This is a genomic window from Helicobacter sp. NHP22-001 (genome assembly GCF_030270165.1).
In the GTDB taxonomy this organism is placed as follows: domain Bacteria; phylum Campylobacterota; class Campylobacteria; order Campylobacterales; family Helicobacteraceae; genus Helicobacter; species Helicobacter gastrofelis.
The window spans coordinates 113,356-138,890 of sequence record NZ_BSWS01000002.1 but is presented as its reverse complement, the minus strand read 5'-3'; the positions used below and the strand labels follow the sequence as shown (position 1 = coordinate 138,890).

The following is a 25,535-nucleotide window of genomic DNA, read 5'->3' as shown; positions in this document are numbered from 1 at the left end:
CATCTAAAGGCTGCAGACTTACAAAGAAAACCCGTAGTTAAAGAAAACATTAAAATGGGTGCTACCCTCTTGGATCAGCACCTCGCCCGCATAATCTTGGGTATTTACACGAACCTTTAAATTTCTTTGTATCAAGGGCACAGAGACACCGAAACTATACTTAGAGCGTCCGTAGTAGTAGTTAAAGCCCGAAACCGCATTTACATTGCCTGTGTCCCTAAAAGTCCGCAGTAAGTTATAGCGATTCCAAAGCCCCCTAGCCCCTACGAAAATCCCCATGCTTGCTTTGTCATTTGCAAAAAAATTCACCAACATATCCGCCCCAACCCCAGCACCCATTTGCGTGACGGTCTTGGCATAGCCTTTTGTTTTTGTCCAGCCATATTTAAAGAGTGCGTAGTAGGCTAAACCAAAGTAGGGGTTAAAAAATTGCTGATAACCACTTTTGACATTAAAGCCCACAATGGCATCCGTGCTTTGGTTATTCAAGGTGTTAGAGAAACCTTGCATAAAGCTTGCGTAGGGAACAGAGTTGATTGTGTGCGAAATGGGGATCTCGGTGTAATTGATCGGCAACTTATTGGCATGCCCTAATTGCGCCCAAACCTTTTCAGTCAATCTAACAAAACCGGCATCCACCTTTTGGTTGTCGATGGTGTATTGGCTATTGGGGGCATTGGCATAGGTCATGTTGCCGTTGTGGGTGTAATTCTTGGTGTGTGCAAACTCGTGTATAATGGCCTCTAAAGGCTCGTGCTCACGCTCTTTTGTCAAAGTGTCGTAAGTTTTCCACATCCTAGCCCTTGAAGGGTCTATCATCCAAGGTTGCAAACCAAATGACCCCACCCCTCCCAAACCATAGAGATTATATTTTTTCTCATTGATCACACCAAGATCGAGATGTGCTGCTTGGCGGAAAACATCCACCACTACTTGCGGATCGATCTTAGAAGCCACAGCACCTAGTTTGCTAGGATCAAGCCTACCATTTTGCCCGGGAGGTGTCCTATCTGAGAAGTCAAAAGGGGCATTTAAAATTGCCTCTTCAAATTCTTTTGAGCTGAGAACGGAAGTGAGGTTTAAAAGCAAATCCACATATTCGCTCGCTTGTTTGGGAGTGGGGGGCTGCCAATTATTCGTTTTATCCCCATTGGACCAATCCACAAAAGTTCCCATTAGATTAACTTTAATCTGCTCAATCGCCTCCAATACCCTATGCGTGATGACATCGGATTGTGCAGAACTCCTAATCAAAAATTCAGAACCTAAATTGTTCTCCACTTTGGCAATTTCTGGCAAGAGATTAACAGAGAGGGTTGTTTCTATGTGCCCGGGCAAGGATTCTAGCGTCCCAACCTTAACTTCTTTGCCATTGATGTTAGCGTAGAGATCTACATTGTGGAGCGTGTAGGGTAGAAAGTTTTGCAGAGTGAGAGTTTTGTCTTTAAGAGAGATTTTAATGGGGGATAGAGTGTTGAAATCTCTCTTAGGATTTTTAATCACCTTATCTGTAGAGTTGAACATGGTTAAAGCGTGTGCTTTGAGTTGGGCAGTACTAATAAAAGATGTCGCCCTTTGTTTCTTAGCCAACACCTCGCTACTTTTTAGCATGCCTGTCATAAACCCCGCCTCTATGAAGAAACCACTCTTGGAATCCGCCAAGCATTCACCAAGCCCCACCAACACGAGGGCATAAAGTAACTTACTCATACCAAATATTGCTAGCATAAAATTTTTAATTTGTCAAGAGCTAGTGCCATTTGGCATTTTTATTTTAGAATAAAGGCTTCTAAAGGCTTCGTAGTTACCCATAAAGAAATGGGGGCACGCCAAAAAACTTGGCAAAAATACCTACCTAATTTTTAAATCATCATTGAACTGCAACCTAAAACGATCGCCCTTAAAGCCGTCTTGTTTAATGGCTTGCTGCCCAGCTGCACTCTTAAAGTATTGGTTTAACAGAAGAAAATAAGCGTCATGGGTTACGCCAATTAAGTTTGGCTGGTAATAGGGAAAGGTTGTAGGGTCAAGCACCCACTCTGCAGTTTTGTTGTAGGCTTTAAAAAGTTTTTGGGCTGTGCGGCTATGCCATAGATCAAAGCCATTTTCTGCAAGTAATTGTCCGGCTACACTGATAGGTGTAAGGGCAAAGTGCGTATAGGCAATTCCCTTAATGCCCTTAGTGGGGCCTCCATTGTAATTAGCGGTGTTGCTGCGCACGATTTCTTTTGCCATCACACCATTTTCATCAATGGCATTTAAAATCCACTTTTGCCACTTATGCGCCATCCTTAGAAGCAGAGCATGATCACCGATTACAAGTGCGCTACTCACACCAAAAAGTATACTCCAAGCCCCGATGTTATTGTCTTTGCTATAACGCGCATACACTAGCATATTACGAGAAAATCGCTCAAATGCAGGGCTAGGAAACTTTGAGCGGATGAAAAGATAAGCCATGTTCATGTAGGGCATGTAGAAATTGATCAAGTTTTCGGCTTCTTTTGAGCCAACCACTTCAAGACTTTGTGCCCACTTCTCCAAGATCTCTTTAGCTCTTTCTCCGTATTCTTTCTTTTCACTGACAAGGAAGCCTAAGGCTAAATCGTAGGACAGAGTGGCCGATCTTTTGAATTCTGCGCTGCATGGATCGGCTTTTCTCTCACCCGTGGGGGTATAATGTGGCAGTGTGTTAAGTTGCGTACATGTTTGGATTTCTTTTCTAAGCTTTCTGTGCAGATGGGTAGAGCGCTCCAAATGAGCAGAGTGAAAATCTCTAAAGAAATATTGCGTGGCTTGCAGAGTGCTTAAAAAATACAATCCTAAAAGTATCATTTTTTTCATCATGTTCCTTACTAATGCATATCTGTTGATTCTACCAATAATCTCACCTTTTGGAGAGGAAGTTGTAATTTTATGGTGGATAATCTAGTATGCTACAATAACACATGAAGACTTGCAAAGGATGGGTATGACAGACTCAGAAGGACCAAAAATGGGTAGGTTTTAGAGATAGGGCCACAAGCCAAGCACATGGCACAAGAATCTAAAGAGGTGCGTACTGCGTGTAGGGCGAGGTTGAATGACCCTGAGATTTTAGCGGTTTATCAACGATTGGCAAAAAAATAAGTGTTTTTTTTGTTTTTTTTGTTTTTTTGAAACGGTGATTGAAATCCATGATGAGATATTAGGGCTCACCGAGGGGCTTAAAGATTATAATCTAACTAGCATGGGGTATTTAGAGAGTGTCCTAAACTATATCCGCAACGATAGGCATTGCCCCACTTTTGAGTCTAAACTCGCATATCTTGTCTTTTCATGTGTGAAATTCCATCCATTTTTTGATGAAAACAAGCGCACAGCCGTGTATTTAGCCATACACTTTCTCAAGCTCAATGATAAACCTATAAACAATGATTGTGAAAAATTTTTTGAACCCTTAGTGTTAGACATTGCTACGGATAAGATTGGTAAGGAATAACCAGAGAGGACACTCAAAGAATACCTAAAAAAGGGGTTTAATGACAGATATATTGACAGAATCGTACTTTAAGTCTTATGGGGGAGTTTAAGTCCATTTACGCTAGCATGCGGCTTTAGTTTATTTTAGGGGTTTGCTGTGGTGCATGTGGTTTTGAGTGGGGGCAGTGGCAAGAGATTATGGCCTTTAAGTCGAGAGCACTTCCCTAAACAATTTTTAAAACTCTATGGGGAGCAAAGTTTATTTGGGTTGGCTTTGGAGCGTTTGAAATCCCCCAACGCAAAATTTTTAGTGGTGTGTAACGAGGTGCATTACTTCCACGCCCTAGAAGAGATCACAAAAGCCCATTTAGAAAAGCACACGCAATTTTTGCTAGAGAGTGCGGGTAAGAATACGATGAACGCCTTAATGCTTGCCGCCCTAGCTTGCGACTCTAATGAGATTTTAGTCATCAGCCCCACAGACCACATAATGGATAAAGAGGCATTCAACACTGCCTTACAAACCGCCCTAGATTGCGCCAAAAATAACCATATGGTGCTCTTTGGCATTGCTAAGAAGCCGAGCAACCAATACGGCTTTATGCGCTGTGAAAAGGCACAAAATGGGGTGTGTGCGGTGTTAGACTTCATAGAAAAGCCAACCCCCGAAGAGATTGCCAAATTGCAGCAAGAGGACGGAGATTTTTATATCAATAGTGGCATGTTTGTCTTTAAGGCAGGGGTGTTCTTAGAGGCGTGCAAACAACACGCCCCCCAAATGTTGGAGGCGTGCAAAAAGGTTTACCTCAGCGCCAAGAAACTGCCCACCATTTTAAAATGCGAGGATATGGCAGATCTAGAAGAGGGCAGCGTGGATGTGTTGTTGTGGCAAAAGTGCAAGGGGTTAAAGCTCGTGCCCTTAGATGCCCATTGGCAGGATGTGGGGCATTTTGCGAGCTTGCAGGCGAGTTTGCCCGCCGATGATGTGGGCAATGTGGCGCACCAAGGCACGCTTTTAAACCTACACGCCAAGCACAACTACACCTACAGCACGCCCGATAAATTGGTGTGTTTGCTAGGGCTTGAAAATTGCGTGGTGGTGGATAGCAAGGACGCTTTGCTAGTCGCCACAAAGACGCATTTAGATCATTTAAAAGAGCTTGTGCTGTGCGTGGGGGAGAAATACCCCAATCTGCTTAAAACCTACCCCCTAGAATACCGCCCTTGGGGTAGTTTTGAAGTGCTGCTAGAGCGTCCTTTTTTTAAGGTAAAACTCTTAGAGATCACCCCACATAAACGCCTGAGCCTTCAAAAGCACCAACACAGAAGCGAGCATTGGGTCGTGGTGGAGGGGGTGGCGAGTGTGGTGGTGGGCGAAAAGTCTTTAAGTGTGCCCACCAATGAGAGCGTGTTTATCAAACAGGGGCAAATCCACCGCCTTGGCAACGACACAGACCAGCCCCTAAAAATCTTAGAAGTGCAATGCGGAGCAATCCTAGATGAAAATGATATTGAACGCTTGCACGATGACTACCAAAGACCTTAGAGGATAAAAAGACCACCCTCATCGTAGGCATTATAGGATAGGATGGGAGCTATTTAGCCCACTTCCACTAGATTTGGCTATGCAGGCATTAAAAGGTTGTTTGTCTTTTCGCCGCCCGTATAGACGCGATTTATGAAGACATCCTTGCCCATAAACTGCTTTTTGCACTATGGCGATTTGATCGACCCAAGCAACAAGCTAGCTTAGTTGCCAAAGTCTAGCCCGCAAAATGAAAACACCCCCTTAACCCACGAAGCCCCCACGCCGTAGCTAAACTCTACGCCTATTACATCAGCAAGAAGCACTGCGAAGCCTACAACATGTTTGCGCTCAATGGGATTTTATTCAACCACGAAAGCCCCATGCGGGGCGAAACCTTTGTAACGCGTAAAATCACCATGGCACTTAGCCGTATTGTTTTGGGACTACAAGAGTGCTTGTATTTAGGTATTTGGATACTAAGAGGGTTACGGGCACGCCAGGGACTATGAGCCATGCGCTTGATTTTACAACACAGCCAGTCGGTGGATTATGTGGTGACGAGCGGACAGACGATGAGAATTAGGGATTTCGTTTTAATGGCGTGTGAAAAGCTAGGGCTCAAGCTCGAGTTTTAAGGCAGTGGGCTAGATGAGAAAGGGTGTTGATAATTTTAAATCTAGCCCGCTTTTAGACAGTCTCAAACTTGCTCCGCTTAAAAAAGGGTGTGTGCTACTTAGGGTAGATCACCACTACTTCCGCCCATAGAGGTGAATTTACTCCCTGGCAACCCTCTAAAATTGAAAAAGAGTTAGGCTAGCAAAGGGAGTTTAGCGTGCAAGATTTGGTGCTAGACATGCTCCAAAGCGATTTAAAACGCCCCCATAAAGAAGCTCTAACTAGGTAGCAAAACGCCCGGGCTTTTTCCATATACCCTTTTTGTAGGCAATGTAAAAAAAGCCCGCCCGTGCAAAGGTTTCCAAACAAATCAGCACAAAGAACCAACGCACTGAAAGCCCCAAACGCCAAAAGATAAACATGGGCAAAATCCGCAAACTCCACAAGCTACAGGTGTTGATGAACAGCGATACCTTCGCCATCCCCGCCCCCCGAAACGCCCCATCGAGCACAAACAAGCAAATTAAAGGCATTTGCGACACCCCCACCGCCATTAAATACCACGCCGCCACCTGCACAACCTCCTTATTGGTGCTAAAGATTGTGGCTAGCTCTTTGGCAAAAACAATCATCCCCACGCCCAAGAAGCCCAGCCCCACCCCCGCCACTTTTAAAGTCGTGCGGATATACTCTTGCGCTCTGTTGACCTGATTTGCCCCCAAATGCTGCCCCACCAACACCATACACGCAATGGTGAAGCCAAGACCTGGCATGTAGCTAAAGGTTTCCACCCTTAAGCCCACTTGCATGCCCGCCAGCACTTCATTGCCATAACTTGCCACGAACTTAGACACCAACGCCATAGAAAAGAGGGTCAAGAGCCTTTCAAAACCCGAGGGCCAGCCCACTTGCCAAGCTTTCTTAAAGAGGGTGTTGTCAAAGACCAAGCGGAACTTTAAGGGGTTGTGCTTTTTAAGACTAATGGCTAAAAAGAGCAGCAAGAGCTCTATAACCGCCACCGCCACGCTCGCCACCGCTGCCCCCTTAATGCCAAGGCGCGCAAAGCCAAAATGCCCAAAAATCAAGGCATAATTTAAGAACAAGCACAGCGCACTCATCACAATTTTAAGCACAAAGGGGGTCAGGGTGTCAGACAAGCTTGCGAGTGCGCTTGCCATCGTGTTTTTCACCAAGAGGGCGGGCATCGCCCAAATTAAAATCTGTAAATACTCTTTGGCTAGGCTTCTTGCTGTGCCAGCAATTCCCATCCACTTGACAAACGTATTAATGCCAAGAAAGCCGGCCACCCCAGCCGCCGCACACAGCACACACGCCCCGATTAAAATGCTTGAGTAGCCTATGGCGACCAATTCGATATCCTTTGCCCCCACGAGGCGGCTTAAAGTCGCGTTTGTGCCTATGTAAAAAATGGAGTTTAGGGCGTAGAAAAGCATGATGTATTGTAGCCCCACGCCCATCGCCACAATATGGTTGTCTGAAAGCCGTCCCATGAAAACCACAGACACGGCGAGCACAAAAATTTCTAAAAAGTTATTCACCCCTGAGGGGATCGCCAGCTTTAAAATGCGCCTTAAACGCCACCATTTTTGCGCTTTTATAATAGCAACGCTCCCACTATGCCAAAGACCATGAGGGGGATATTGTAAACCAAGAAAGTGGGGATACAAGTGTCGTAGATGTGGTTGTGCTGCTGGTCGGCGTTTAGCCCCGTGGTCGGTCCTATGGTGCTATCTGAAGCCGGTGAGCCTGCATCGCCTAAGCCCGCTGCGATGCCTATAAGCAGGATTGTTGCTTTTGTGTCAAAGCCCAAAGCCACACATAGGGGGCAGTAAAAGGTGGCGATGATGGGCAGAGTGCCAAAGGAAGTGCCTATGCCTAGCGTGATGAATAGCCCAATCACTAGCATGATAAGAGCCCCCGCAAACTTACCTGAGATCGCCCCACTGGCGATATGCACCAAATCCGTAATGGCGTGTGTCTTTTGCAAAACTTCGCCAAAGCCCGAAGCCACGAGCATGACAAAGGCGACAAACGCCATCATTTTCACGCCCTCATCAATCACCATGTCCATCTGTCTCCACTTAATCACCCCCCCCACGAGCATCACCATAAGCCCAATAAACGCCCCAAGGGGCAAAGACCCCGTGAGGATCTGCACCACAAAGGCGAGCACAATGCCCACTAAAGCAAGATAGTCCTTTTTTTGCAGTTTCAGCTCTTCATGGGTGCTGCTTTCTAGGCGGTCTTCATAGATACGCGGCTTTCTATACAGCACCAAGATCGCCACCACAAGCCCGCAGAGCATGGCTAAACCAGAAATAGACATGACGGCCACCACTTCGCTAAGGTTGGTTTGTATGCCGTTTTGGTGTAGATTATCCACGATCAAATTTAGAAAAATCAGCCCAAAGCCCGCTGGGATGGTCATGTAAGGGGCTTGCAAGCCAAAGGTGAGCGCACACGCCACCGCGCGCCGATCGACTTGTAGGCGGTTCATTAAATGCAAGAGCGGGGGGATTAAAATGGGGATGAAGGCGATGTGCACGGGGATCAAATTTTGCGAAAAGCACGCAATGAAGGCGATTAAAAAGCAAAAAATCGTGCGTTTTTGATCCAACCAACCCACAAGCTTAAACAAAACCACCTTCATTAAATTACCGCTGGAAATCGTTACAGCCAAAGCCCCGAGCAGAATATAACTTAAAGCGGTTTCTAAATTGCCTTGCATGCCATTAATCATAATTCTTGTGGTGTCTACAAGCCCAAGCCCCCCCATAAGCCCACCCACAAGTGTGGCGCTGATGATCGCAAGCAAAATATTCAAGCGGGCTAAACTAAGAGCCACCATGACAAGCACGGCGATAACTGCGGGATTTGTGAGCAGCAAAACCTATCCTTTATCCACAACCCGTCTTATGAGGGGTTTATAAGTGTCGATGCGCCGATCCCTAAAAAAAGGCCACATTTGGCGCACTCTCGCGCTTTCATCCAAATCAATGCAGGTATATAAAATCTCTTCCTCAAAGCCCGCTTGGGCTAACTCTTTGCCAAACGCCCCAAAAATAAAACTAGAGCCAAAAAACTCTAATCCGCTCGTCTCCCCCGAAGGGTCAGCCTCAAAGCCCACCCGATTAGAGGCGATCACGGGGATCGTGTTGGCGATGCTGTGCCCCCTTTGCACCCCAATCCACGCCTGCCTTTGTAAATCTTTCTCCTCTAAATCCTCGCTCTCTTCATCACAAAACCAGCCGATCGCACTCGGGTAAATCAAAATATCCGCCTTTTGCAAGGCCATCAGCCTTGCTGCCTCTGGATACCATTGATCCCAACACACCAAAACCCCTAAATTGCCGACACTACTAGCAATGGGGGCGTATCTATCCCCTGGGGTGAAATAAAATTTTTCATAAAAGCGGGGGTCATCGGGGATATGCATTTTTCTTTGCACCCCGAGTAACTTGCCATTTTTCTCAAACACCACGGCGCTGTTATGATACACCCCCACCATGCGCTCCTCAAAGAGCGAGCCGACCAACACCACCTCGTGCGCCTTAGCCAGCCCACTTAAAAAATTGCACTGCGCCTTAAACTCCCGTGCCCATGCAAAATACTTAGCGTCCTCGTGTTGACAAAAATAAGGGTAGGGGTGCAACTCGGGCAAGACCACTAAATCTAAATGGGGGTGCTTGGCCTTGGCCTTGGCTAAAAGCGTGGCGATGTGCTCTAAAGTGGCTTGCACACTGCCCTGATAGCCGTGCTGTAAAATCGCAACTTCGATGGTGTTTAAATTAAAATCCATAAAAACCATGTGCGCTCCCTAAAAAAGATAAATTATAACAAAAAACCTACTCTTGCATAGCAAGGGTGCGTAAGTAGCCATTTTCACTCAGCATCACATACAACCGCCCGAGCATTTCCTTTTTATCCTCGCTATCCTCCAACAGCTCGCTATCCTCGATCTTTTGTTTCAAAATCCGCTCGATCTCTTTGGTGTCGTAGTCCAAATCCTCCAAAGCGTCTAAAATCGTTTGGGCTTGGGTGATATCGGTGAGTTCATAGCCCTCGTCTGTGATCTGCACGCTGCACTCTGTGGGGTGCGTGAATAAATTATGGTGCATGCCTAAAACCTCTTGATACGCCCCCACTAAAAAGAAACCCAAAAAATAATCTTCTTGGCGCACATCCACATCGTGCAAGAAAAGGGGTTTGTCTTTATCAAAGCTGATCTCCCCATCGCTATCGCATGTGATGTCCCATAAACTCGCACTCCTTGTAGGCTCCTCCTCTAACTTGTGTAAGGGCATTACAGGAAAGCCCTGCCTTAAGCCCCAATAATCGGGCAAGCTTTGGAAAAATGAGCAATTTAACAAATAACGCTCTTGCACCTGCTCTTGGATACGGATGATGTCGTTGTGATCTTTGTGGCGCAAAAACCCGATCGCCTTTTTAATGATCAAATGCCCCAACACCTCAGCATTGCTGCGATCTTGTAGGTCGATGTAGCCCAAATCAAAGAGCGTAAACAACGACTCCATGTGATCTAGGCTGTCGTGCAAATACTCAATGGCGTTTTTGCTATTGATGTTGTGGTATAAGTCCTCCATCTCTGCCACTAGGGGGGGGTTAGACTTTTTAAGGCGCAAGGTGCTTTCATCGTAATCTTGGGAGAACAACTCCAACACGGGGGCGACAAGCACGGCGTGTGTAGCACTGATGAAACGCCCCGATTCGATAAAAATATTTGGCTCTAGCTCTTTCTTATTTTTTACAATCTCTTTAAGCAAAAACACCACATCGCCGGCAAATTCCTCTAGGGTGTAGTTGCGCTCACACTGGTGCTTGTGCTGGGAATATTCAATGGCTAGCCCCCCGCCGATGTTGATGCTATTCAAGTTAAACGCCCCCATTTTACGCAACTCGGCGTAAATGTTGCCCGCCTCTTTGAGCGCCTTTTTTAGGGGGGTGATGTCGCTAATTTGGCTGCCGATGTGAAAATGGATCATGGTAAGTTGCCCTAGCAAGCCATGCGTTTCTAGTAGATGCATGGCTTCTAAGAGCTCGGTGCTAGCCAGCCCAAATTTGGCGTGTATGCCCGTGCTTTTGGCCCAAATCCCCACTCCTGCGCTGTGTAGGCGCACTCTAATGCCGATTTTGGGGCAAAATTTGGTGTTCTCGCCAATGGTGTTGTTCTCTAATGCCACTTCTAAAATGCTCTTTAGCTCGCTTAGACCCTCAATCGTTAGCGTGATGTCCGCGCCCATGCTCGCAGCGATGAAGCCTAGCTCGATCATCTCCTTGTCTTTAAAACCATTGACTGTAACGGGGGCGTTGTCGTGGATATACGCCATGGCTAAAATCAGCTCCGCCTTAGATCCCGCCTCTAGCCCATACGCCCCCTTAAATTTTGCAGAAATTTCCACCAAAGCATGCACAAAGTTTGGCATGTGGTTGACCTTTAGGGGAAAGACCGCCTTAAACGCCCCGCTGTAATGGTATTGGGAAATGGCATGGGAGAACATAGAAAAGAGCTTGTGCACTTGTTTAGAAATCAAATGGGGGAAGCGTAAAAGCAAGGGACCCTTAAAGCCCTGCTCGCGCATATCCAAGACCAAATCTAGTAGGCTGGGCTTGTTGCCCGTATTGACTTTTACAAGCCCCTCCTCAATGATAAAATCCTCCTTGCCCCAATAATTCAAACCATAATTTTGCATGCCAACCCCTATGCGTTGATGAGCTTTTAGTATAACTAAAAATGCTCTTTTGTGTTACAATCCTCCCTATGAAAAACCGCCCCCCCGCCATGCACGCCCTCTTAAATGCCCCAGCTTTGCAAGATTACCCCAAAGCCCCTCTAAAAGCTCTAGCCACAGCCCTTTTTAAAGCCCACCAAGTTACTCCCTTTGCCTGTGCAAGTTTAAATGAGTGGGTAGAGCTTGTCAAGGAACGCTACGACTCTTTAATGTCGCCCCCCTTAAAGCTCCTTTACAACGCCACGGGGGTGGTGCTCTCCACAAATTTAGGGCGCGCCCCACTAGAAGCTAGCCATTTAAAAGAGCTAGAACTTTTAAGTGACTATGTTAATTTAGAAGTAGATATGCAAACGGGCAAACGGGCGAATCGGTGCGCCCTAGTGCAAGAGCTCTTAAAGGTGCTTTTTGGCGCAGAGGACGCTTTGGTGTTAAACAACAACGCCAGCGCCTTAGTCTTAGTGGCAAGCGTCTTTGCCCCTAAAGCCCAAAACAAAGAAACCTTGCTCTCTTACGGGCAGTTAGTGGAAATCGGGGGGCATTTTAGGGCACACGAACTCTTGGATTGCGTAACAAATTTAAAGTTTGTCGGCAGCACGAATAAGACCTATCTACAAGACTACCAACACGCCCTAAGCTCCAACACAACCCTCATTGTAAGCATACATCTTAGCAACTTCTCCCAACAAGGCTTTGTCGCCTCGGTGGGGGCTAAAGAGTTGCTTAAACTCACCACAGCGCATAAAATTTTATTCTATGAAGACCTGGGCAGTCTGCAAAGCGTGCCACAGGTGCAAAAATCCTTAAAGCACGCCCATTTAGTGAGTTTTAGCGCAGATAAACTCTTAGGGAGCGTGCAAGGGGGGGTGGTGCTAGGGGCTAGTGAGTGCATCCAAAAACTAGCCAAACACCCCCTTTATCGGGCATTTAGAGCGGATAAAATCCAACTTTACATGCTTTCTAAAAGTTTGCAAGCCCACATACAAGGGCAAACAAACCCCACACAAAGATTTTTAGCCCAAGATAGGGACGCTCTTTTAAACAAGGCGTTAAAACTCTTGCAACTTTTAGGCGGAGTGCGGGCTACGCTCATAGAAACAACCGCTTTAGTGGGGGGGGGCGTGGCAGATAGTGGGCTTAAAAGCTTTGGCTTGCTCTTAACGCCTAAAAGAAATTTTAAAGAGTTACACCACACTTTGCACCAACAAGGGCTAGCCTGTGTGCTGCGCTACGATGGGGTGCTTGTAGACATCTTTGCGCTGTTTGAAAAAGACTTAAACACGATTGCTAGCATTATTAAAAATACACTTTAAGAGGAGTCCCCCATGCTTTAAGTTAACAACTGGTTAATGCCCACATCTAGGTTGGCAGTGGAGGTGCTGAGCGCAATGTCGTTGATGATGTTAAAATGCTTTTTACCAACATCATGAATCTTTTATTGAAAAATTAGACTACAAGTGTGCTCTTGTTGGGTTAACATGAGCGTTAGTAGACCAAGGCACAGCTTCAATCCATGCTTAAATTTTAAGAGCGGTAGATGTCTTGGATATTGTAAAGTCCGGGTTTTTGGACGGATAACCACTTAGCCGCCTCCAGTGCCCCTTTGGCAAAAATGTTGCGGTCCGTGGCAGTGTGGCTCAGCTCCAAATACTCCCCATCTAAATAAAAGCCCACAGTGTGCCGCCCCACGACATCACCCGCCCTTAAGCTCGTAAATCCGATCTCCCCCCCTTTGCGTGCGCCCTCTCTATGTTCTTGGATCACCTCTTTAAAATCCACACCTCTAGCGTGGGCGCAAGTTTGCCCTAGAGTCAAAGCCGTTCCGCTCGGTGAATCTTTTTTATAGCGGTGGTGGATCTCTGTGATCTCAATGTCGGCGTGTTCTAAGTTTCTAGCCACCTCTCCCACCACCTCGTTTAACACCGCCACACCTAAAGACATATTAGACGCGTATAAAACGGGGACTTTTTGGCTCAGTTCGGCTAAGACTTGCCATTGTTCTTGCAACCCTGTTGTGCCGCACACAAGGGGTAGGGGATTTGAAAGCAAGGCTTGCAAGAGCATGTCTAAAGCCTTGGGAGAAGAAAAGTCGATCACAAGCTGACAATGGGCAAGAAATTGCTCTACATCATTGGTTACAAAAGTTTCTTGGGGCAAGATTTGGGCGAGCTGCAGGCTCAAATTTTGGCGCAAAAAGACACTTGAAAGGGCCAGGTGGGGGTGCTTTTGTATCTCTTTAGCCAATAACCCCCCAACTTTTCCACTCGCCCCAAAGATCCCCACTTGTAATTGTGGCATTCAATGCCCCTCTAAATAGGCAAGAGCCGAGAGCGCAGCCGTAGCACCATCCCCAGCCGCACAGACCACTTGTTTTGCCGCCTGTGTGCGTATATCTCCAACGGCAAATAGACCTTTAATGTTTGTTCTCATCGCCAAGTCCACCACAACAGCCCCATGAGGATCGCATGCACAAAGCATGTCCCCATCCTCTTGTTTTAAAATTTCATTGTTGATTTCATAGCCCACAAAAATAAAAACTCCGGGAACGGCCAATTCTTTCACCATGCCCGTATGGGTGTTTTTAAACACCACACCGCTAACCCCATTCGCATCACCCTTGATCTCTTCAATCACAGCGGGGGTCAAAAACTCGATTTTGGGGTTATTTTTGGCTTTGTCTAAGGTAATGGGGGCGGCGCGGAAAGTATCGCGGCGGTGGATGAGGTAGACTTTGGTGCAAATTTTGGCTAGGTAAAGGGCTTCTTCTAAAGCCGTGTCGCCCCCGCCCAAAACCGCCACTTCTTTATTCTTGTAGAAAAAACCATCACAAGTTGCACAAGTACTCACCCCATTGCCCCAAAAAGTGTCCTCACCTTTAACGCCCGCTCTCTTAGGTCTACCACCTGTGGCTAGAATCACACTTTTGGCATAAAAAACCTTATTTTCATCCGTGTGGATTGCAAAATGTGTCCCATGGGGTTTAATCTGTGTTACAAGGGTCATTTCGTGCCTAAGCCCAAAGCGAAAACACTGCTCCTGCCAAGGTTGCATGAAGTCCAAACCGCTCACCACTTCACGCACCCCTGGGTAGTTTTCAATCTCGCTACTAAAGGTGATTTGTCCTCCGGGCGCGCCCTTTTCAAACAGCACCACCTCTTTAAGCCCCCCCCTTGTGGCGTAAAGCCCCGCACTTAGCCCCGCAGGACCCCCGCCGATGATCGCTAAGTCTAGCGGGGGCGTATTAGAGGAGTTTATCAATGTGATCCTTTAAGGATTGTTTAGAGAGTGCACCCACGGTTTGGTTGAGCACTTTACCATCTTTCATATATAAAATAGTGGGGATGCTACGGATGCCGTAGCGGGCGGACAACTCCTCTTGTTCGTCTGTGTTCACTTTGCAAATCTTAGCCCTACCGGCATATTCACTAGCCAGCTCATCAATGATGGGGGAGAGCATTTTACAAGGCCCGCACCAAGGTGCCCAAAAATCTACCATCACTGCGCCATTTTTAGTTTCTACATCAAAATTCTCATGTGTCAATTCAATATAACCTGACATTAATTCTCCTAAATTTTTAAATAGGTGTGCATTATAACATGGATTATCAAGCTTGCCTTTAAACCTAAAATATAATGTTTTGAATCCACTCAAACTGGCAATTTGGTAACTCCCCTTTAAGCGTGAGCACATCAATACAAAAGGCTAAATCATCACTAGGGTTTTTTTGAAAATAAAACCCGATGGTTTGTTGGATTTTTTGCAATTTACTAGGTGTAACGGCATAAAGAGGCTCGTCTTTAGCCCGGCTTTTTACCTCAATAAAGTGCAACACCTCATCTTTTAAAGCAATGATGTCAATCTCGCCATAAGGACTGAAAAAGTTGTGGCAAATAATGGCACACCCATGTTTTTGCAGATACTGGCAAGCCAAATCCTCGGCTAACTGCCCCCTTGTGTTCACGCTAAAATGGGGTAAATCTGCGCCCCAGTGCCTAGGTGCTCTTGCAAATAGGCTAGACTTGCGGGCGGTGTGGTGTAGATGTGCTCTTGCCCTACACAAAAGTGCAAAGTGGCGGGGATATTTTTAGGCATGGCTTGCTCTAAGCGGACATAGTGTGGGGTGGGGGGAGTGGGGGCTGTGGCGATTTTGTTCAAGGTTGTTGGCTTTGGGGTGTGTCTTTGTTTGCAAAAGTCTACAATGTCGTTCACCACGGCACTGGCTGTGGCTAACCCTCCCGCTCCCGCTCCATAGTAAAAAGTCTCCCCCACAAAGTCGCCCACGACAATAGCCCCATTCATTACACCTTTAACTTGGGCAAGTAAATGCCCTTGTGGCAGCAAGACAGGGCCCACGCTTAAGGCTAGCCCACTTACACTTTTATGCGCTTGGACTAGAAGTTTAAGGGTGTAACCTAAGCGTTTGGCATGCATTAAATCGGCGTTGCTAGTCCCCTCAATGCCCCGTACTGCCACGCCTTCAAGCGCAATCTGCCCTCCAAAGGCTAGGGAAGAAAGAATCAAAAGTTTATGTGCGCTGTCTTGCCCGCTGATGTCTAAGTGGGCATTTGCCTCAGCGTAGCCTAACTCTTGGGCTTGTTTGAGCGCATCCTCAAAACTAGACCCCCCGCTCATTTGCTCCAAGATGAAGTTACAAGTTCCATTGACCACGCCTTGTATGCTGATAATGGCATTAGATGCTAACCCCTCTTTAAGTGCCTTGATGAGAGGGATGCCCCCGCCCACACTCGCCTCAAAGCCGATGGGGCTGTGGATCAACTTTTGGTGCTTGGCAAGCATGGCTTTGTTTGCGGTGATAAAGCCCTTACCTTGCTCTAGGGCTTTTGTAGCGAGCTTGTAAGCCAAGTCCACCTGCCCACTCAGCTCCACGATGAGATCGATCTGCGGGTCGTCTAAAAGGGCGTTGATGTCCGTGCTTAAAGCAAAGCCCACGGGGCGTTTTTTGTTTAAATCCCGAATAACCCCCCTTTGCACCACCAACTCACGCCCACACCTTTGTGCCAACAGATCGGCGTGCTTGTTTAAAATCTCCACCACACTTAGGCCCACACAGCCCAAGCCCACAATCCCAATTCGAACCATCCTTGATTAAGCCTTGTTTTTGTTAAATTTATCGGTGAAAAAGTCCACAATCGCATCTAAGTATTTCAAAATAAAGGGGGTGATGAGCATGGAAAAGATGATCATCAACACCAAGAATTGTTGGATGTCGTCCGCCCCGACATGGATGATGTCGTGATCGCGCAAGAAGGCTAAAATGCCCTCGTGTTTTTGCAAGGTTAAAAGTTTGTGTTTGCTCGCACTCAAAAACACCACTAGGGCAAACTCCCCAATTTGCGCTAAAGACAAGGCGGCCTTTAAAGAGCTCTTGCTGTCTCTAAAGATGCGTAAAATCCCAAATAAAAACGCTGTTTTTAAGAACATGACAAAGACAAGTAAGAAAATCACCGCAAAGAGGTTTTCAAATAAAAAGCCCAAGTGGATTTGCATGCCCACCGTAACAAAGAAAAGCCCCAAAAAGATGTTTTTAAGCTGGGCGAACTCCTCTTGCACGCGGATACGATAACGCGACTTGGAGATCGCCATGCCCGCCACGAACGCCCCAAGCGACATGGAAAAGCCAAAAAAGTGGCTAAGGCTTGCTGCCCCAAAGACAATCAGTAGAATCGTTCCCATGAAAATCTCAGGCAAACGGCTCTCTGCGGCTAGGCTTAAAATCCTTGTGGCGGCAAGTTTTCCGGGCAAGAGCAAGAGGGTTAAAATGATCACCGCCGAAACGATGGTTTTGATCACCAAGCCTAAAAAGTGGTTACTCCCCCCACCCATGAGCATTAAAATCAAGAGCATGGGGATCGCCGCAATGTCTTGAAAGATCAAAATCCCCACCACAATTTTGCCCACGGGGGCGTTTAACTGCTTGCTCTCTTCAAAGAATGTCAGCACAATCGCCGTAGAGGAGAGCGAAAAGCCCATCGCCACAACCAAAGAAAAGCCCCAAGACGAACCCATCACAAAGTAGCCAAAGAGCAAGTACAAGGCGGAGGTAACGACTACCTGCAACCCGCCAAAAAGCAAGACCTCCTGTTTCATGGTCTTTAGTTTGTCAAAGTTGAACTCCAGCCCGATCATAAACATGAGGAACACGATCCCAAAGTCGGCGATTTCTGAAAGCGATTCAAAGTCTTGGATGTGAAAAAGGGCGGCGATGATAAGGCCGGTGAAGATATACCCGATGATGACGGGCATTTCGATCTTTTTAAGCAATAGACCGCTCACCACACTAAGTCCCAATCCTGCCACAACCACATACAGCGCATGCACTTCCATTTTGCGCCCTTATCCACTCTTTCAAACTGAATTTTAAAAGCAATTATTAAAAGGGGCTATTATATAATAAGTTGAATAAACGATTAAGGTTTTTAGAGTGGAACAAGCGATTGCGTTAGCGGGTGTGTATGAATTACAAGGGCGTGTTGTGGAAGCCTTACAAATTTACAAAAGCATTTTAAAGAGCGATCCACACCACAAGCAAGCCTTGCAAAGCCACAAACGCTTGAGTGCGCTTGAGCCAAAAACCCCCCAAAAACCCGCTCAAGCCAAGCCCAAAGTGGGGGCAAGTTTGAGCCAATACGCCCCCTTGCAGCGTTTTCAAATCCAAAACATGCAGACCCTATTTAGCCAAGCTGCCACCCCGGCTGAACTTGCAACAATCGAACAATGGTTACTCAAATGGAATTAAAAAACATCATCTCCCAAACTCTAGATGAAATCGAACAAGTCGAGCAAAAACCCAAGGCGGTTAACAAAACTCCGCCCCCCAAACAAAGCCCCAAGGTCTTGCAAGAGGAACAGCAATTCTTAAAGGACCTAGAGCAAAAGACCCTTTTACTCTTCGAGGGTCTAAAGTCCCCCCAAATCAAGAACTTGCCAATGAAGTTAGATCTAGTGGTCAATTATTTGCAATACCAACTCTATATGGTTCAAGAAAGGCTGAAATCTTTCAAGGATTGATTTCGTTTTCATTGATTTTATGTTAATATTTGGCGTTTGTTAACTTTCTATTGAGGTGCTTATGACCAAGATACTCATGATAGAAGATGATGTTGAGTTAGCTGAGATTTTGAGCGAATTTTTAAGCCAGCATGACATTGAAGTGGTGAATTGTGATGAGCCCTACACCGGCATCAGTGCCGCCACTACCCAACAATACGACCTACTGCTCTTGGACTTGACCTTGCCTAATTTAGATGGCTTAGAGGTGTGTAAGCGCATTTCTAAACAAAAAGACATTCCTATTATTATCTCTTCAGCTAGAAATGACCTTAGCGACAAGGTAGAAGCCCTAGAGTGTGGGGCGGACGACTACATCCCCAAACCCTACGACCCTAAAGAACTTCTAGCCCGCATCCAATCCTTGTTGCGCCGCTACAATAAAAAACCCCCACAAGAGGGAGAAACGCAAGCCAAAAACAACCTTTTTAAGATAGACCACGATGCTAGAGAGGTCTATATGCAAAATAGGAAACTCGAGCTCACCCGAGCGGAGTATGAAATTCTTACGCTCTTGATCAGCAAAAAGGGCTATGTCTTTTCTAGGGAGTCGATCGCCATTGAATCCGAGTCCATTAGTCCCGAAAGCTCCAATAAAAGCATAGATGTCATCATTGGGCGTTTGCGCTCCAAGATCGAGCAAGACCCTAAGAAGCCTAAGCACATCATCTCTGTGCGGGGGGTTGGCTATAAACTAGAGTTTTAAATGCCTTTTTCAATCTTTAGTAAGATTGTCTTTTTGTTTGTGATCTCGATCACAAGCTTTGCGGCGTTTTCTTACTATTTTATCCGCTCACAGATCGATCATGAGAATTTTCAAACCCAAATCCGCCACCAACAATTCATCACCACAATCAACCAAGTTCTAGCCGACAAAAATAACCGCTACTCTGCTGAAGTCTATTTACATGAATTGGGTTTTCAAGAGATCACCCAACAAGAACTGCACGAAATCCTAGACAAACAGAAGGGTATAATCGAAAACGATGAGAATCCCCTAGCCCGCATCATCAAGGTTGGCAACAAAATTTTTATCTCCCTTAAAAGTCAGGGCGACACGGTGCTGTATAAGGAAATCCAAAAGACCTCTTACCGCAACTACTACTTTGCGATCTCTGTGGGGGCGTTTTTAATCACCATGATTTTTGTTTTCATGTTGCAAGGTTTTATCCCCATCAATGAACTGCGTAAAAAAGTCCACCTATTTTCAAGCGGGGAAATGGATATAGAGTGCAAGTTAGACCAACAAGATGAGATCGGAGACTTAGCCCTAGCCTTTGACAATGCTATCAAAAAAATTAAAGGCATGAACGAGTCGCGCATTTTATTCTTGCGCGCTATCATGCACGAGCTACGCACCCCTATTGCAAAGGGAATGATTGTCGCCGAAATGGTGAACAACAGCGTGCAAAAAGAAAGGCTACTCACCACTTTTAAGCGTCTAAACGCTTTGATCGAGCAATTTGCCCGCATCGAGCAGCTCTCCTCTAAGAACTACAAAATCACCAAAGAAATGTTTTTGATGGACCGCCTATTAGAGCATGTAAAAAACATGTTGCTCTTAGACAAGGGGAGTGCTTGCATTGTAGCAAATGTGCCAAACCACACCCTTGAGACCGACTTTGAGCTTTTTAGCCTTGTGGTTAAAAATTTGCTAGACAATGCCTTAAAATACAGCCCCGATCGGCAGGTCAAAATTGAAACCATCGGTAAGGACATTGCCATCTCAAATCGGGGCGAGCCTTTAAAAGAGGACTTAATGCACTACTTCAAACCCTACTTCCACCACGAAAACCCTAGCGAGGCGCATGGTTTTGGGCTGGGCATGTATATCATCAAAAGCGCATTGGACACTTTAGAATTGCGTTTAAGCTACGCCTACAAAGATGAGCGCAACATTTTTACGATACACGGATGCATTTTGCAAGAATTTGGACCGCTCTTTTCCAAAGTGCCTAAACGGGGGGCAAAGGTCTAATGTTTGGCCTATTTGCCTGCGCCACCCCCGCCCTAGCCCACCAAGCCCTGCTCTCTTTGCAACACCGCGCCCAAGAGGGCGTCGCCCTAGCCACTGCTAACAGCCACATAGAGTTTAAGCAATCTCAAGGGTTACTGAGCAGCACCCCCCCCGATTTTTTCACCTCCGCCCCCCACGCTTTAGGGCAGGTTTTAGGCAGTTACCACGACTTTTACGCCAATGAGAGATTAGCCATCGCCTTTTGTGGCAATTTACACAACACAACAACCCCCGCAAAGTTCATCGCCAAAGCCCTAGAGCAAGCCACAGCCCCTAGTCTAGAAGCTAGACTTAAGGAAATTGTCCCCACGCTTAAAGGAGCTTACTCCTTTCTAGTCTTAGCCCCCAATGATTTAATGGCAGTGCGCGACCCAAAAGGTTATCGCCCCCTTTTTGTGGGGGATTTAAACGGCGGGTTTGCCCTAGCCAGCGAGACCTGCGCCCTGCAGGCTTTAGAGGCGATAAACATCAAAGAATCCCCCCCCGCCACGCTTTACACTAAAAAGGGCGTAGCTCTTTTAGCCACCCCCACGCCTAGCCCCTGCGTGTTTGAAGCCATTTACTTTAGCCGCCCTAGCAGCATAGTGTTTAACCAAAGCGTGTATGCCCTGCGTGCCAAATTAGGCCAAGCCCTAGCCAAAGAACACCCCTTAAAAGCGGATTTTGTGCTGCCTATCCCAAGTAGCGGCACCCTAGCCGCCCTAGCTTATGCCAAAGAACTAGGTCTAGACTTTGCCCCTCTTTTAAGCCTTAATCCCTATGTGGGACGCTCTTTCATAGAGAGCAGTCAAGAGAGCAGGGAGCTTAAAGCCCGCCAAAAATTTAGCCTAGTGGCTGAACCCATTAAAGGCAAGGATATTATTTTAATAGACGACTCTTTGGTTAGGGGGACGACCAGTAAAGTCGTGGTCCAAATGCTCAAAAGTGCAGGGGCTAGGCACATCCATTTATTGCTCACTTCCCCCGCCATTTTAGCCCCCTGCCTTTGGGGCATTGACATCCCCAAAGAAAACGAGCTTTTAAGCGTGCAAGGCCATGAAGCCCAAACTATAGGGATTGATAGCGTGGGCTTTTTATCCCTAAACGCCCTAAAGACAGCCATCAATACCCCCTTTTGCAAGGATTGTTTCATCTTAAAAAATAAGGATTGCCATGTTTAAACGATTCCGCCGTCTTAGGACCACGCCCACTTTGCGTAGCCTCGTGCGTGAAACGAGGTTACACACCGCCGACTTCATCGCCCCACTCTTTGTGCGCCAAGAAGGCAAGAGTGCGCCCATCGCCTCCATGCCCGGGGTGTTGCAAATGGATTTAGAGGATTTACTCAAAGAGTGCACCTTACTACAAAACCTAGGCATTAAGGCGGTGCTGCTCTTTGGACTGCCTAGCCACAAAGACAGCACGGGCTCAAGTGCCTTAAAAGATGATCACATTGTCGCCACCGCTACAAGGGCGATCAAAGAAAACTTTCCCGATTTGTGCGTGGTGGCGGATTTGTGCTTTTGCGAATACACCGACCACGGGCATTGTGGGATTTTAAAAAATGGGGTGTTAGACAACGATGCCACTTTAGAAATTTTGGCAAAACAAGCCCTCATCTTGGTGCAAAGTGGGGTGGATATGATTGCCCCTAGCAGCATGTTAGATGGTATGGTAGCCGCTTTACGCCAAGCCCTAGATTCTAACGGCTTTAGCCACCTACCCATTATGAGCTACTCTACAAAGTTTGCCAGCAGCTACTACGGGCCTTTTAGAGAGGCGGCTAACTCCGCGCCTAGCTTTGGAGATCGTAAGGCGTATCAAATGGACTTTTCTAACCGCTTTGAAGCGATTTTAGAGAGTTTAGAGGACGAAGTGCAGGGGGCGGACATTCTCATGGTAAAACCCGCCCTTGCCTATTTAGACATCATCAGGGACATTAAAGAACGCACCCTGCTGCCCCTTGCTATCTACAATGTGAGTGGGGAGTATTCCATGTTTAAACTCGCCCAAGCCCACAATCTCATGGACTACAATAATTTAGTGCTAGAGACCATGACCGCCTTTAAAAGGGCGGGGGCGGATATGATCATTAGCTACCACGCCAAAGAGGTGGCTGAGTTACTACAGAAAGGATTTTAATGGGACGGGCTTTTGAATACAGACGGGCAGCGAAAGAAAAACGCTGGGATAAAATGAGTAAGGTGTTTCCTAAATTGGCTAAGGCGATCACGCTAGCAGCTAAAGAGGGTGGAGGGGACCCGGCCAGCAACGCCAAATTACGCACAGCGATTTTAAACGCTAAAGCGCAAAACATGCCTAAGGACAACATAGACGCGGCGATCAAAAGGGCGAGCAGTAAAGAGGGGCAATTAGTGGAGGTGAGCTATGAGGGCAAGGCGAATCACGGGGTCTTGCTTTTCATCGAGTGCATGACCGACAACCCCACCCGCACCATCGCTAACCTTAAAAGCTACTTCAACAAAACCCCCGGGGCGAGCATTGTCAATAACGGCTCTTTGGAGTTTATGTTTTCAAGAAAAAGCGTTTTAGAGGGGCGTTTGGAGGATTTAAAACCTTTAAATCTGTCCTTAGAGGATTTGGAGCTTAGTTTAATCGATTATGGGCTAGAGAGTTTAGAAGTGGAAGGGGAAAGCTTTTTTGCCATTGGCGATTACCAAGACTTTAAACAGCTAAACGAGGGCTTTGAAACCTTAAAAATCCCTGTGCAAAAGGCGAGCTTGCAACGCATTGCCAACGCCCCCATTAGCCTAAGCGAGCAAGCCCTAGCCGAGAGCGAAAAACTGATCGACAAGATCGAAGAGGACGACGATGTGATCGCCCTTTACACCAACATTTCGTGATAGCGTTTTAAGATTTCACAGGCAGCGAGGCTATCCAGAGTGCCGTCCTTGCGGGCTTTTTGGCGTTTTTGTGTCTTGAGGTGGTGGGTGTGCTCTAGGGCATCTAGGCTGGTGTTGCACTCATTGACAAACACTACAGGGGCAAAGTTTAAAAGCCCCACAAAGTGCAGAATGCGTTTGCGTGTGTCGGCGTAGTTTTCAGGGGGCAAGCCCACCACAAGGCAAGAAGGCTTTTTGGTGTCTAAGAGGGCTTGCAACTCTTGACTGGCTTGTTTGCGGCTGGTGCGTAAAATCGGCTCTAAAGGCAGAATAATGCCCTGCACGCTTAAAGCCAAACCAATTCTCTTTAGCCCTATGTCGCACGCCATGATCATACAAGCACCACCCGCCCATTTTCTCTTTTCACCACGCCCAAGAGCTCTTGCTCGAGCACTAAATCTCCAAACACCGCATAGGCTTCTTCAAAGCTAGGGGACTTTTGGCAAAACTCTAAAAAGTCTGTATTTGTGCTTTGGGTTTTTGCAACCGGTAGGCTTAAGCCAAAATCCCTAGCTAAATCTCCCACGAACTCCACTATGTCGTAAATGGCTTGGGCTTTATTTTGCGCTAAAAGAGCATTTGTGCCCGGGCTCTCAAAGAGCCTTTGGGGTAGGACAAATAAGGGCTTGTTTAATTCTTGGGCTAATCTTGCACTCGCCATAGACCCGCTGTTTTCTTGTGCTTCGGGGATAACGACGACATCACTTAAGGCAATAACCAAGCGGTTGCGCTCTAAAAAGGTGTAGCGGTGGGGCTGCAAATCCTTAGTGTATTCGCTTAAAATCAGCCCCTCTTTGGCAATTTCTTTAATGACTTGGGCGTTGCTAGGTGGGTAAATGCGCTCTAAGGAGCAGGGGGCGAGCATGATCGTGGCGGGTAGGGCGTTTTTTTGAGCGATAATGTCTACGCCTAGTGCTCCCCCACTTATAACCACCGCCCCGATTTTGGCTAATTCTCTTGCCAGCGTGGCGGTGCATTGCTGGGTGTAGGTGGTGGGTTTTCTAGTGCCCACCACTGCCACCTTTAAGGGGGCTTGCAAGTGCCTTAACTCCCCCACATAGTGCAAGAGTTTAGGAGGGTTTTTTAGGGCTTTAAAACTTAAAGGCAAGAAGTCTAGGGGCTTTGGCGTAAAATGGCTTTGCATTTAAGAAGTGGGGGTTTGCTTTTCGAGCACAATCTCCACTTCTAGGGTGTCTATGTCGTGGTTGGAATTTGCCCGCACATCGATTTTGCTTGTATGGATGTATTTTTGCACAACGGCTAAAATCTCTTTTTTCATCTCCTCCATGTAGGGCAGACGGACACTGCGTTCATAGGCGAGCACGAGCTTTAAGCGGTCCTTGGCAATGTGTGCGCTGCTCGTGCCCTTAAACCATTTGGTGAGCAAGGTCATGCAAACAAGCCCCTTAACGCCCCCATCAACCCCCGCTTAGTTTTAAACTCTACAAAGGGGACATCCTCGCCCAAAATGCGCTTGGTGATCCTTTGAAATGCGAGTGCGCTTGGGCTTTGGGTGTAAATGATCGGCTCGCCCGTGTTTGTAGCGGATATGATTTTAGGATCCTCGGGCACTAAGCCGATTAAGGGCAGAGCAAGGATTTTTAACACATCCTCATTAGAGAGCATCTCTTGTTTCTCCACCAACTCGGGCTTAATGCGGTTGATCAAAATGTGCTTGACCATTTCTTGCCCGTCCTTAACCTTTTGGCTTTTGGCGTCCATGATCCCTATGACCCGATCGCTATCCCTAACACTGCTGACTTCAGGCGTTACCACCACGATCGCCCGATCGGCAAAGAGCATGGCGTGCTCAAATCCGCTTTCAATGCCTGCGGGCGAGTCGATCAACACGAAGTCAAACTGCGCTTTTAAATCCGCAATCAAGGCTTGCACTTTGGACTTCTCTAGGATATTTTTGTCCTTGCTCTGTGAAGCGGGCAAAAAGAACAAGTCTTTGTTCTTTTTGTCTGTGATTAAAGCCTGAGGCAACTTACAGTTGCCTTCCATCACATCCACCACATCGTAGACAATGCGGTTCTCTAGCCCCAAAATCATGTCTAAATTACGCAGACCTATGTCAAAGTCAATCGCCACGACTCTTTTGCCCTGCATGGCAAGCCCAATGGCTAAATTCGCCGTAGAGGTGCTTTTACCCACCCCGCCCTTGCCCGAAGTGATTGTGATGACCACGAAA

At 46.9% G+C, this 25,535-nt stretch carries 28 protein-coding genes; 12 read left to right on the top strand and 16 right to left on the bottom strand.

All coding sequences use genetic code 11. From position 1 onward, the window contains the following. Positions 1-18: 18 nt before the first annotated feature. Positions 19-1,710 carry an outer membrane beta-barrel protein gene (locus QSJ47_RS03520; protein ID WP_285602444.1) on the bottom strand — a complete coding sequence of 564 codons (1,692 nt, stop codon included), beginning with the start codon at positions 1,708-1,710 and terminating at the stop codon, positions 19-21. Positions 1,711-1,851: 141 nt separating this feature from the next. Then, positions 1,852-2,844: an alginate lyase family protein gene (locus QSJ47_RS03515; protein WP_285602443.1), complete on the bottom strand. Its 993-nt coding sequence runs from the start codon at positions 2,842-2,844 to the stop codon at positions 1,852-1,854. 319 nt (positions 2,845-3,163) lie between these two features. Here QSJ47_RS03515 and QSJ47_RS03510 point away from each other — a divergent pair, with 319 nt between their 5' ends. The 4 genes from QSJ47_RS03510 to QSJ47_RS03495 all read left to right on the top strand — a co-directional run bounded on the left by QSJ47_RS03510 (position 3,164) and on the right by QSJ47_RS03495 (position 5,625). Next, positions 3,164-3,481, top strand: coding sequence for a type II toxin-antitoxin system death-on-curing family toxin (locus tag QSJ47_RS03510; protein WP_285602442.1), 318 nt, complete (start codon positions 3,164-3,166; stop codon positions 3,479-3,481). A gap of 138 nt (positions 3,482-3,619) precedes the next feature. Further along, positions 3,620-5,008: a mannose-1-phosphate guanylyltransferase/mannose-6-phosphate isomerase gene (locus QSJ47_RS03505; RefSeq protein ID WP_221271158.1), complete on the top strand. Its 1,389-nt coding sequence runs from the start codon at positions 3,620-3,622 to the stop codon at positions 5,006-5,008. A gap of 290 nt (positions 5,009-5,298) precedes the next feature. After that, a complete protein-coding gene (locus tag QSJ47_RS03500; RefSeq protein ID WP_260321717.1) occupies positions 5,299-5,499 on the top strand; it encodes a GDP-mannose 4,6-dehydratase in 201 nt (66 codons plus the stop codon). Between the two features lie 3 nt (positions 5,500-5,502). Further along, positions 5,503-5,625 (top strand): hypothetical protein, encoded by a 123-nt coding sequence (locus tag QSJ47_RS03495; RefSeq protein WP_260321523.1) that lies wholly within the window; start codon positions 5,503-5,505, stop codon positions 5,623-5,625. Between the two features lie 261 nt (positions 5,626-5,886). On the opposite strand, the gene QSJ47_RS03490 is transcribed toward QSJ47_RS03495, so the two are convergent. The 4 genes from QSJ47_RS03490 to speA are packed head-to-tail and all read right to left on the bottom strand — an operon-like array spanning position 5,887 to position 11,337. Then, entirely contained in the window at positions 5,887-7,164 is a 1,278-nt protein-coding gene (locus QSJ47_RS03490; RefSeq protein ID WP_221271157.1) for an MATE family efflux transporter, read from the bottom strand. Between the two features lie 56 nt (positions 7,165-7,220). Beyond that, entirely contained in the window at positions 7,221-8,513 is a 1,293-nt protein-coding gene (locus QSJ47_RS03485) for a Na+/H+ antiporter family protein (RefSeq protein ID WP_221271156.1), read from the bottom strand. Positions 8,514-8,516: 3 nt separating this feature from the next. Next, positions 8,517-9,425: a carbon-nitrogen hydrolase gene (locus tag QSJ47_RS03480; protein WP_502875113.1), complete on the bottom strand. Its 909-nt coding sequence runs from the start codon at positions 9,423-9,425 to the stop codon at positions 8,517-8,519. Positions 9,426-9,471: 46 nt separating this feature from the next. Further along, positions 9,472-11,337 (bottom strand): arginine decarboxylase, encoded by a 1,866-nt coding sequence (gene speA, locus QSJ47_RS03475; RefSeq protein WP_285602440.1) that lies wholly within the window; start codon positions 11,335-11,337, stop codon positions 9,472-9,474. A 68-nt stretch (positions 11,338-11,405) separates the two neighbouring features. On the opposite strand from speA, the gene selA reads away from it, so the two are divergent. After that, the gene (gene selA / locus QSJ47_RS03470; protein WP_221271154.1) at positions 11,406-12,686 is read left to right on the top strand and encodes an L-seryl-tRNA(Sec) selenium transferase; all 1,281 of its coding nucleotides are present in this window, start codon (positions 11,406-11,408) and stop codon (positions 12,684-12,686) included. Between the two features lie 211 nt (positions 12,687-12,897). On the opposite strand, the gene dapB is transcribed toward selA, so the two are convergent. From dapB to QSJ47_RS03440, 6 genes are all read right to left on the bottom strand, one after another. After that, a complete protein-coding gene (gene dapB, locus QSJ47_RS03465; RefSeq protein WP_285602439.1) occupies positions 12,898-13,671 on the bottom strand; it encodes a 4-hydroxy-tetrahydrodipicolinate reductase in 774 nt (257 codons plus the stop codon). Beyond that, positions 13,672-14,631 (bottom strand): thioredoxin-disulfide reductase, encoded by a 960-nt coding sequence (gene trxB / locus QSJ47_RS03460; RefSeq protein WP_285602438.1) that lies wholly within the window; start codon positions 14,629-14,631, stop codon positions 13,672-13,674. Continuing rightward, positions 14,615-14,932 carry a thioredoxin gene (gene trxA / locus QSJ47_RS03455; RefSeq protein ID WP_285602437.1) on the bottom strand — a complete coding sequence of 106 codons (318 nt, stop codon included), beginning with the start codon at positions 14,930-14,932 and terminating at the stop codon, positions 14,615-14,617. Before trxA ends, trxB begins: the two co-directional genes overlap by 17 nt. Positions 14,933-14,996: 64 nt before the next feature. Further along, positions 14,997-15,335 (bottom strand): YraN family protein, encoded by a 339-nt coding sequence (locus QSJ47_RS03450; RefSeq protein WP_285602436.1) that lies wholly within the window; start codon positions 15,333-15,335, stop codon positions 14,997-14,999. Then, the gene (locus tag QSJ47_RS03445) at positions 15,332-16,474 is read right to left on the bottom strand and encodes a homoserine dehydrogenase (RefSeq protein ID WP_285602435.1); all 1,143 of its coding nucleotides are present in this window, start codon (positions 16,472-16,474) and stop codon (positions 15,332-15,334) included. The genes QSJ47_RS03450 and QSJ47_RS03445 overlap by 4 nt, the downstream gene beginning before the upstream one ends. Positions 16,475-16,480: 6 nt before the next feature. Further along, positions 16,481-17,719 (bottom strand): cation:proton antiporter domain-containing protein, encoded by a 1,239-nt coding sequence (locus QSJ47_RS03440; RefSeq protein WP_285602434.1) that lies wholly within the window; start codon positions 17,717-17,719, stop codon positions 16,481-16,483. Positions 17,720-17,816: 97 nt separating this feature from the next. Between QSJ47_RS03440 and QSJ47_RS03435 the strand changes: the two genes are divergently transcribed. From QSJ47_RS03435 to QSJ47_RS03405, 7 genes are all read left to right on the top strand, one after another. Next, entirely contained in the window at positions 17,817-18,131 is a 315-nt protein-coding gene (locus QSJ47_RS03435; RefSeq protein ID WP_221271148.1) for a hypothetical protein, read from the top strand. Further along, positions 18,122-18,403, top strand: coding sequence for a CiaD-like domain-containing protein (locus tag QSJ47_RS03430; protein ID WP_221271147.1), 282 nt, complete (start codon positions 18,122-18,124; stop codon positions 18,401-18,403). The genes QSJ47_RS03435 and QSJ47_RS03430 overlap by 10 nt, the downstream gene beginning before the upstream one ends. A gap of 61 nt (positions 18,404-18,464) precedes the next feature. Next, the gene (gene arsR / locus QSJ47_RS03425) at positions 18,465-19,148 is read left to right on the top strand and encodes an acid response regulator transcription factor ArsR (protein ID WP_285602433.1); all 684 of its coding nucleotides are present in this window, start codon (positions 18,465-18,467) and stop codon (positions 19,146-19,148) included. Continuing rightward, the gene (locus QSJ47_RS03420; protein ID WP_285602432.1) at positions 19,149-20,420 is read left to right on the top strand and encodes an ArsS family sensor histidine kinase; all 1,272 of its coding nucleotides are present in this window, start codon (positions 19,149-19,151) and stop codon (positions 20,418-20,420) included. It begins immediately after the preceding gene. After that, on the top strand, positions 20,420-21,619 hold the full coding sequence (locus QSJ47_RS03415; RefSeq protein WP_285602431.1) for an amidophosphoribosyltransferase: 1,200 nt from the start codon (positions 20,420-20,422) through the stop codon (positions 21,617-21,619). Before QSJ47_RS03420 ends, QSJ47_RS03415 begins: the two co-directional genes overlap by 1 nt. After that, positions 21,612-22,580 (top strand): porphobilinogen synthase, encoded by a 969-nt coding sequence (gene hemB, locus QSJ47_RS03410; RefSeq protein WP_285602430.1) that lies wholly within the window; start codon positions 21,612-21,614, stop codon positions 22,578-22,580. Before QSJ47_RS03415 ends, hemB begins: the two co-directional genes overlap by 8 nt. After that, positions 22,580-23,302 (top strand): YebC/PmpR family DNA-binding transcriptional regulator, encoded by a 723-nt coding sequence (locus tag QSJ47_RS03405; protein WP_221271142.1) that lies wholly within the window; start codon positions 22,580-22,582, stop codon positions 23,300-23,302. Before hemB ends, QSJ47_RS03405 begins: the two co-directional genes overlap by 1 nt. Here the strand turns inward: QSJ47_RS03405 and ruvX are convergent. From ruvX to minD, 4 genes are read right to left on the bottom strand one after another with little or no spacing between them, the layout of a single operon-like run. Continuing rightward, the gene (gene ruvX / locus QSJ47_RS03400) at positions 23,284-23,676 is read right to left on the bottom strand and encodes a Holliday junction resolvase RuvX (RefSeq protein WP_285602429.1); all 393 of its coding nucleotides are present in this window, start codon (positions 23,674-23,676) and stop codon (positions 23,284-23,286) included. The two genes, QSJ47_RS03405 and ruvX, sit on opposite strands and share 19 nt — an antisense overlap. Further along, a complete protein-coding gene (dprA, locus tag QSJ47_RS03395; RefSeq protein ID WP_285602428.1) occupies positions 23,673-24,485 on the bottom strand; it encodes a DNA-processing protein DprA in 813 nt (270 codons plus the stop codon). The genes ruvX and dprA overlap by 4 nt, the downstream gene beginning before the upstream one ends. Beyond that, positions 24,486-24,734 (bottom strand): cell division topological specificity factor MinE, encoded by a 249-nt coding sequence (gene minE, locus QSJ47_RS03390; RefSeq protein ID WP_221271139.1) that lies wholly within the window; start codon positions 24,732-24,734, stop codon positions 24,486-24,488. Continuing rightward, complete coding sequence (minD, locus tag QSJ47_RS03385; RefSeq protein WP_221271138.1) at positions 24,731-25,531, bottom strand: septum site-determining protein MinD; 801 nt, start codon at positions 25,529-25,531, stop codon at positions 24,731-24,733. Before minD ends, minE begins: the two co-directional genes overlap by 4 nt. Positions 25,532-25,535: the final 4 nt, after the last annotated feature.